The organism is Microbacterium sp. NPDC096154 (genome assembly GCF_040302945.1).
In the GTDB taxonomy this organism is placed as follows: Bacteria; Actinomycetota; Actinomycetes; order Actinomycetales; family Microbacteriaceae; genus Microbacterium.
This window is the reverse complement of record NZ_JBEOSM010000020.1, coordinates 1-5221: the sequence shown is the minus strand read 5'-3', so window position 1 is coordinate 5221 and position 5221 is coordinate 1. Positions and strand designations below refer to the sequence as shown.

General features: G+C 32.3%; 5 protein-coding genes. 2 read left to right on the top strand and 3 right to left on the bottom strand.

Annotated elements, in window-relative coordinates:
• The first annotated feature begins 177 nt into the window (after positions 1–177).
• Positions 178–495, top strand: a complete 318-nt coding sequence (locus ABTW64_RS15270; protein WP_350623827.1) for a hypothetical protein — start codon at positions 178–180, stop codon at positions 493–495.
• Between the two features lie 124 nt (positions 496–619).
• Here ABTW64_RS15270 and ABTW64_RS15265 read toward each other — a convergent pair whose 3' ends face one another.
• A complete protein-coding gene (locus tag ABTW64_RS15265) occupies positions 620–859 on the bottom strand; it encodes a hypothetical protein (protein ID WP_350623825.1) in 240 nt (79 codons plus the stop codon).
• Positions 860–1232: 373 nt separating this feature from the next.
• On the opposite strand from ABTW64_RS15265, the gene ABTW64_RS15260 reads away from it, so the two are divergent.
• Positions 1233–2051, top strand: coding sequence for a replication initiation protein (locus ABTW64_RS15260; protein ID WP_350623823.1), 819 nt, complete (start codon positions 1233–1235; stop codon positions 2049–2051).
• A 334-nt stretch (positions 2052–2385) separates the two neighbouring features.
• On the opposite strand, the gene ABTW64_RS15255 is transcribed toward ABTW64_RS15260, so the two are convergent.
• Both ABTW64_RS15255 and mobQ read right to left on the bottom strand, forming a co-directional pair.
• Positions 2386–2808, bottom strand: a complete 423-nt coding sequence (locus tag ABTW64_RS15255) for a hypothetical protein (RefSeq protein WP_350623821.1) — start codon at positions 2806–2808, stop codon at positions 2386–2388.
• Positions 2809–3013: 205 nt separating this feature from the next.
• Complete coding sequence (mobQ, locus tag ABTW64_RS15250; RefSeq protein ID WP_350623818.1) at positions 3014–4900, bottom strand: MobQ family relaxase; 1887 nt, start codon at positions 4898–4900, stop codon at positions 3014–3016.
• Between the last annotated feature and the right edge of the window lie 321 nt (positions 4901–5221).

The following is a 5221-nucleotide window of genomic DNA, read 5'->3' as shown; positions in this document are numbered from 1 at the left end:
GAATATGCTCTTTGTTTGCAACGCAAACCGCACACAAACGAAGTTTGTATAAGTGCGCCCTTCTTCACTTTGTTCATTGGGGTGATTATACCACAGGCAGAGTGAAGATACTATTATGTAATTCTAGTGTTTCTGCGATAGTTTGATTATAATAGAGAAAAACAAGGCGGTAGGGGAGTGAGAGCTTTGGCTCGAAAGACAGAAGAAGAAAGACTATTAGAGATGGATGAAAAAATTAAGAAGATGCAAGCCGAGAAGCAAAGGCTTGCTAACCAATTAAAACAAAAGGAAAGAAAGGCAAGAACACAAAAGCTAATTAGAATGGGTGGATTATTAGAAAAACATTTAGGAATAACAGGAGAAGAAGAAACTATTAAGTTGATTGCTTCTTTCCAAAAATCTATTTTGGAAAATAAAGATAGAGTAAATGCCATGGACATTAATCAAGCTAGAAATATACTAGGGATTCAAGTCCAGAGTTCAAAAGAATCTTAATCCATATTTTATTGTGTTTCTACTCTAGGTTAGATAAAAGATACCGATTTTGAAATTTATCAAAATCGGTATCTTTATCTAACTCTATTTATAAAAGGATGTATTTTCTTCTTTAAAATCGAAATTAAATGGGACCAGTTACATAATACATAAATAATAATATAGAAGACAAAATGCCTATACTATTTAAGATTTTCCCCATAAAAATATAATTGTTTTTTCTCTCTTTAATTTTTTTTGCTTGTTTATATCCTATAACTCCTAATATTATTGCAACTAAACAAAACCATAAAGAAAATACAGTCAAATAAGCAGAGATCAGAGCAACAAAACCTATTAAAATAGCTTTTACTTCCTCCTGCACAATATATACCTCCCTAAACATTCTTTGTTTTTCCATTTTTTATTATATATGTTATTAATTTGAAGAAATATTCGGATTGATATAAAAAATTAAGGGACATAATTTTAACTTTTAATAATATAGTTATTTTTTAAAGATTTTTAAAACCTTTTTACTTATTTATAGGAGCTTGAAACCCTTGGGGCTGTAAGTCTCAAAAATTTAAAAGTGAGTTTTGGTGCACTTAAAGTGAGTTTTGGTGCACTTAAAAGTGAGTTTTGGTGCACTTAAAGTGAGTTTTGGTGCACTTAAAGTGAGTTTTTTAGAAAAACTTGTTTTTTAACTCACTTTTAAATATGATAGTTATATCAAGAGTTATGAAAGGAATAAAGAAATGGCAAGGAGATTAGAAAAATTATCTGATAGAGTACCAAAATTAAAAGAAATGGAAACACGTAATTTCCCCGTTGTTAAATCTAATCATCTAATTCAAAAAACTCGTTTTGATTTAACATTGGTTGAACAAAAATTGATATTGCACGTAATCCAAATGATTGAGCCAAAAGATGATGATTTTAAAACGTATCGTTTTTCAATTAAGGATTACTGTAAAATTTGCCAAATCAGCGATAGAAGTGGGAAAAACTATTCGATTATTAAAAGTTCCCTGAAAAAGATAAGCGACAAAAGTTTTTGGATGGAACAAGAAGATGGTACGGAAGTGTTAATGAGGTGGATCGACAAAGTAGTTATAGACCATAAGAAAGACATAATTGATATTAAATTGGATAAAGATTTAAAGCCTCATTTGTTGCAGTTGAAGCAATTTTTCACTAAATATAATTACTTATATGTAATGACTATGAAAAGCCAATATAGTATTAGGCTCTATGAAATATTAAAGTCTTACGAAAATGTCCAAGGGATTATTTATGAAGTGGATGAATTAAGGAAAGTCCTAAATCTAGATGATGATACATTACCTAGATGGGTTGATTTCAAGCGTTTTGTGATAGAACAAGCTATTAAAGAAATCAATAAATTAACTGACATTACGATTACATACGATACGATTAAAAAGGGAAGAAGTGTTTTCGAAGTTGTATTTAATATTAAATCCAAGTCTGAAACACAAAAAATTATATCTCAAAGATTAATTGAAAGAACATTAGATAAGAAAAATAAAGATAATGATGATGATACTCCTTACTAATAGCATTGAGAACGTTTTAAAGGGGTTATATTGAGCCCTTTTTTAAAATAACGCATTTAAAGGTGTTAAATGGATAACGGCCTTCTACGGGCTTTGTATACACTTTAAAGGGGGAGTTGATAGTTATGGAATTTGATGATTCAAAAAAAATCATAAATGGGGAATTTGATATGAACCGCACTTGGTATGTAGGATTTGAATACAAAAGGGATTACGCAAAAAAGCCTTTGTCTGGGGAGGAAAATGAAAAACTAGTGGATGATCTAATCCAGGTCTTTGCAAAGTATGAAATGCAGTGGAAAATGAAATAAAAGGCTACCCAAAGGCAACCTTTTTATCGTTTTATTAAAGGTTCGGATTTAAAAAGAACTTTTTTTGTTTCAGCATCAACAATTATATTTTTTATATCTTTACCATTTTCAGATACTGTTAAATAAACATATACTTGTCTATTAGGATGAAAACCATCACCTGAAACTCGATTTTCACCAATAAACTCATCTACTTTTGACAACACCTTGTTCACATCTTTAAAAGAGACTTTTTCTCTAATGTTAATTTTAGCGTTCTTGTATTCAGTATATTGTTTTTGGTCTATTGAGCTATAAAAAGAATTTGGACTAGCAAACTTTTCACTAGAGTTATCAGGATATTTGCTCCATGATTCTTTTGCTGGTTCCTTAGCTTGAATTGAATTTGTGCTTATTCCCATTACTAAAACAACTAATAATATCATTGCAGTAATCATTTTCTTCATTTTGTATTCAACTCCTTTTTTGTATTATTTGATTGATTATCTGTTTTTATAAACAAATCTCTATAAGAAATAAAAAATGACCTCCCTACGGCTTGGCGCTGTTTGGAGGTCATTTCACTGATCTATAAAATATAGAGCCAATTCTTAAAAGAGTAGGCTAGCTACAGATGCTGTCACATCTGTAGCTTTTTTGAATATAGCATGATTACCTTTCTAACCCAATGTTTTGCCCTTTTAAGCGTTGCTTTGGTTTTTGCTTAGCATTTACTTTGTGTTCCTGCTTTTGGGCTTGTTCTACCCCTTCTAGGATGGCTGAAAGAAAGTCATTGCTTTGGCTTAGGCTTTGCGTTTCTTGTTGAACTTTTTCAAGTGCTGGAGCAACTTTCTCTATTTCTCTTTTATGTTGTTCCAAATGCTCCCGATCTTCATAACCGATGGTTCGAATAGCTTGAGTTAACTGTTCTCGTTTTTGTAAATCTTTCTGATAAGCTTGTTGTTCTTCCTTGGAAAACAGAATTTTTCCTTTTAAGTAAGGATTCGATTCGATTCGTTCAATTCGTTTTTCTAGTTCAGTAAGATGATTAAAATAACTTTCTGCATTTTGAGCATTCCGAACAGCCAGATTATAGTTTTGAATACCTTCTCGATTTAATTCAATTTTATGCTGTCTTTGTTCTAAAGTATGTTTTATGTTGTCGAGCGATATAGTTTTTCCTTGTTTCTCATTTAGTCGGTTCAATTTAGATGCTGTCTTGTAATCCAAATATTGTCCTGCTGTTTTCAATTCAGGATATTGGATAGCTACTTTACGAATTAGCTTTTGCTTTAGTATTTCTTCTGTCTGGTTTAGTATTTGTTTTTGGTCTACAGATTTTAAGATGCTCCCGTTTAAAGTTCGAGTAGACGTATCAATTTGTTTACTTAATTGCTTTTTAGCTAACTGGATCTCTTCACGTGCAGATAAACCAGCTTCTTTTAAACATGTATTTAAGTGGTCATGCTGGCTGATGATTTTATCTTGTAAAGTGTTGATACTAGCACGCAAATTTTCTTTTTCCTTACGTTGGAAAAATCCTACTTTATCAAGTTTTCCCTTTAATTCTTCTAATGTTTTTTCATAATGAGAAAGCTGTTTTTCTGCTTGTTCTGCAATAGAAACTATGTGATTTTTTGTCTTTAAAGATTCTAGTGCTTTTCTTTGTTGTTCGGTCTGTACTTCTAATGATTTTCTATAGTTGGCAATTGTTGCTACCGTTGGAATTTCGCCAATAATTTGTTTGGCTGCCTCCACATTTTTTTGTTCTTCAGTAGTTAATTCTACAGACTTCTTTTGCTCCTGTTGTTTTAACTCTGCTTCTATTTGTTGCTTCTCTTGGCGGTATCTTTGTAAGTCATAAACAATAGCATTATGCTTTTGTACTTCACGATTAATATTACCTCGCTCAGTTTTCATCCCCTTTTTCTCCATATCAGAAGCGACATGCCCCATATGAACCGTAGGTAAGATTTCAAGTCCACGTTCAGCGTGAGATTTATGTGTAATTCGTTCTTTGATGTTTGATTGTTCTAATGCTTTATTTGCGTATTCTGACCATTGTTCTCTCCACTGCTCCAGCAGTTCTTTTTTGTTCCAATCACGATTCTTTGTAGTAAAGCCTTCTTCTGAAATTTCTCGTGTTGTTAACATTATGTGAGCGTGAGGATTGTTGGAGTCATCTCTATGAATAGCGATATCAGCAACCATGCCTTTATCTACAAATTGGTCTTGGATGTAGCCTTTGATTAATTCAGTTTGTTGTTGATTGGAAAGTTCTTTAGGTAAAGCAATATTTATTTCTCTGGCTAATTGAGAGTTCTTTCTTTTCTCAGAACGTTCAATTTCATTCCAAAGAATCTCACGATTTTTAACCCAAACAGGGGAATTTTCAGGAGCAAGAATATGGGTTTCCGGCTTCACTTCTCTTTTGTAAAATTTACTTTCATTAGTTTGTTCATCAACTAAACGCTGACCAGAACGATAGGCAGCTGACGCAATTGCTGATTGTCCTTTTCCTCTGGAAATCATTTGTGCTGAGAAGTGATAGATTGCCATATGCTTGAACCTCCTTTTCAAAAGATTTTGTAGTAGCCGTAATAAAAATGATCGTACCGTAAGGTGGGAGAATTTTTATTATGGAATCGTAAGAAATTAATTAGACGAAATGGCATTTTGCCAATGAGAAATAATTAATCTCTTACGATGAGTTTTTGTATTCGTCACAAGACGGATACTCATTCGCACATCAGCGAATGAAGGATTTTAATTTTTATATTCGCAACAAGCGAATATGCTCTTTGTTTGCAACGCAAACCGCACACAAACGAAGTTTGTATAAGTGCGCCCTTCTTCACTTTGTTCATTGGGGTGATTATA

Excerpts from the sequence above, each read along its gene's own strand:
- ABTW64_RS15260 (WP_350623823.1), top strand. The coding sequence starts at position 1,233 with ATGGCAAGGAGATTAGAAAAATTATCTGATAGAGTACCAAAATTAAAA.
- ABTW64_RS15255 (WP_350623821.1), bottom strand. The coding sequence starts at position 2,808 with ATGAAGAAAATGATTACTGCAATGATATTATTAGTTGTTTTAGTAATG.
- mobQ (WP_350623818.1), bottom strand. The coding sequence starts at position 4,900 with ATGGCAATCTATCACTTCTCAGCACAAATGATTTCCAGAGGAAAAGGA.